The 2801-nt window shown below is 40.4% G+C and carries 2 protein-coding genes; both read left to right on the top strand.

Annotated features, from left to right (window positions below):
* A partial coding sequence (locus tag KKI13_02040; protein MBU4487831.1) for a hypothetical protein occupies positions 1-413 on the top strand: 413 nt, incomplete at its 5' end.
* A gap of 13 nt (positions 414-426) precedes the next feature.
* A complete protein-coding gene (locus KKI13_02035) occupies positions 427-2412 on the top strand; it encodes a tetratricopeptide repeat protein (GenBank protein MBU4487830.1) in 1986 nt (661 codons plus the stop codon).
* Positions 2413-2801: the final 389 nt, after the last annotated feature.

The following is a 2801-nucleotide window of genomic DNA, read 5'->3' as shown; positions in this document are numbered from 1 at the left end:
GTTCGGGATCGTGGATACGCTACATAACCGATTTTTTCCTTATTTCGCCTTTGGTTTTATTGTTTGCGCTTGGGTTTATTATTTCGTACCTTTCCTCAAAGAAGCGGGACGTAAAAATAGCATATTTTTTGATAGTAACGGTAGTTTATTATCTCATTTTAAACCTTTTCGCCAAAAATATAAGATATGCCATGCTTCTCGATATACCTTTAAGATTATTTGCACTCGGCGCGGTATTACGGCTTACCGAAAATAGAGGCGGAAAGTACCGCCATCTATATGCGCCGATTATTATTCTGGCTCTGGCGGCATACGATTATATGTCGTTTTATCGACTTTTCATAGCAGACGGCATCTACGACCCCGTCAGCGCTTTGCTGCTTAGCGCGCGGGGCATAGCATTGCCGAGGTAAGAAAGATATACCTATGGCTGACTTACGAAAATATGCGCTGATTATAGTTTTATTAAGCATTGCCGTATACGCCAATTCCGCTTTTAACGGTTTTGTATGGGATGACGAATTTCTTATTACTAAGAATCCCTCCATAATGTCCTGGAATTACGCGTGGATACATTTCGTATTGGACCTGTATCATTCCTTCTCTAATTATTACCGGCCTGTACAGATGATAACTTATATGGTAGATTTCTCCTTTTGGCGGCTGGATCCCTTCGGATATCACCTTACCAATATACTGCTTCATGCCATTTTATCGGTATTATTTTTTCTGTTTTTATTTTTAATATCCAAAGACAAAAGGATAGCGCTTGTAGGCGCGGCGTTATACGCGGTGCATCCGGCGCATACGGGCGCAGTGGCTTACATAGCGGGAAGGGCCGATATTCTTGCGGCCATTTTTATGCTATTGTCATTCATCTTTTTTGACGCGCATTTCAGGACCGCGAAGCCTAAAAAAGTAAGGATTTATTATATTGCGTCTTTAATCTTCTTTATCCTGTCGCTTCTTTCAAAAGAAGCGGCCGTAATCATCCCCGTCCTTATACTTTTTTACAGATTATTCTTTGTCAGCAGTGAGGAGGCGGAGAGGTCAAGGGGCATCATTAAATTTCATTACATATCCTGGTTTATTATCATAACGGGAGTGTATCTTATTTTACGTTCATGCGCGTTAAATTTTCAGGAACTCGGGCTCTTTGAGAGCAGATATTCCTTATATTCAAGGCTTTTGACTTTTCAAGAGGCGCTCATCATATATTTAGGAATCGTATTTTTTCCCGTAGGGCTTCACATGGAGCGCAGTATTGACTATGCGGTGTCTTTATGGGATAAGAATGTTCTTTTATCGCTCGCCGGGGTACTTCTGATCATTTTGGCCCTCGTAAGGGTAAGAAAAGTTTCGAAGGAGGCATGTTTCGGGGCAATTTTTTTCTTTGTGTCGCTTTTACCTGTCAGCAACATATTCCCCATGAACAGCAATATAGCCGAGCATTGGCTTTATATACCGCTTATGGGCGCTATGATCTTCGTATCCTTTCTAGGAATGCATCTCTGGGATAATAAGATAAGCATGCGCCCCGTAATCGCGTCACTTTTTATGGGTTATCTCATATTCTTCGCCTATCAGACAGTAGATAGAAATCTTGACTGGAAAGACGACATTACTATTTATAGCCATACTCTCAGGTATGCCCCCGACAGCATAAAGATGCTTAATAATATAGGTAATCTGTATCACGCTAAAAGAGATTTTAAAAAGTCGCTTGAATTTCACAAGAAAGCGGTGGCCGCAAACCCCCAAGAGCACAGGACGCGCGTAAATCTCGGTATAACCTACGAAGATATGGGGGATACCGACGAGGCCCTCAGGCAATACCAGATAAGCAAAGATTTTAGGCCGGATTACGCGCTGGCTTATTTGCGTATAGGAAACATATATTTAAAGAAAGGAAATATCGGTAAGGCCGCGCTGTTTTTTAAGATAGCGGTAAAATACGATGAGTTTAACATCGATGCGCGTAATAAACTCGGCAACATATATTTTGACGAAGGATTCTACGAAAAGGCCATGGGAGCTTACAAGAAGATATTAGAGATAGATCCTTATGCGGCGGGCGCACATAATAATCTGGCAAATGCGCTTAGCAGGCTGGGGGAGGCGGATAAGGCTATCGAAGAATACAAAAAAGCAATAGAATTGGATCCCGAGAACCCGGAATATTTCTTTAACCTGGGTACAGAATACGGCAAAGAAGGGATGCACGGCGAAGCAATAGGCGCGTTAAAAGATGCGCACCGGTTAAACCCGAGATATGTACCTGCTTTACTGAATCTGGGTACAGCGTATTTCCAAAAAGGTGAATTTGTTTCTGCCAAAAAAGAATGGAAGAAGGTCCTGATCCTAGATCCCCAGAATACCCTCGCCAAAGATTATTTAAAGAAGATCAAGTAAAAATCTGCTTTTTAGAGATTTTCACTTGACAAACCGTATAAAACCATTATACTATATATTACTGAAAAGCAATAAAGAGTATTTTAATTAACTTTATACCTTTTCAGAGTAAGTAGTATAAAAATACATAAATCTGTATAAAACAAGATAAATCCATAATAACCGCAAAGCAGGAAACATGGAAAATACATTTTTCACAGTTCAGGAATTGGCCGAATATCTCAGGATGAAGCCGATTACTATATATAAACCCGGATTTTGCAATAGAATTTAAGTTTTAAACGCTGTAGCCCACGAAAATTCATCAATTTTAGCAAACAATCCTTCAAACCATGGCCTTCGTTTTTGAGCCAAAGAGACCTTAAGCACTTTTTGGCGGTATTTTTTCC

This window comes from Candidatus Omnitrophota bacterium, from assembly GCA_018894435.1.
Classification (GTDB): domain Bacteria; phylum Omnitrophota; class Gorgyraeia; order JAHIPI01; family JAHIPI01; genus JAHIPI01.
Note: the sequence above shows the minus strand (reverse complement) of the source record. Positions and strands in the feature narration are given on the sequence as shown.

Coding starts and splice junctions, on each gene's coding strand:
- KKI13_02035 (MBU4487830.1), top strand. CDS start 427: ATGGCTGACTTACGAAAATATGCGCTGATTATAGTTTTATTAAGCATT.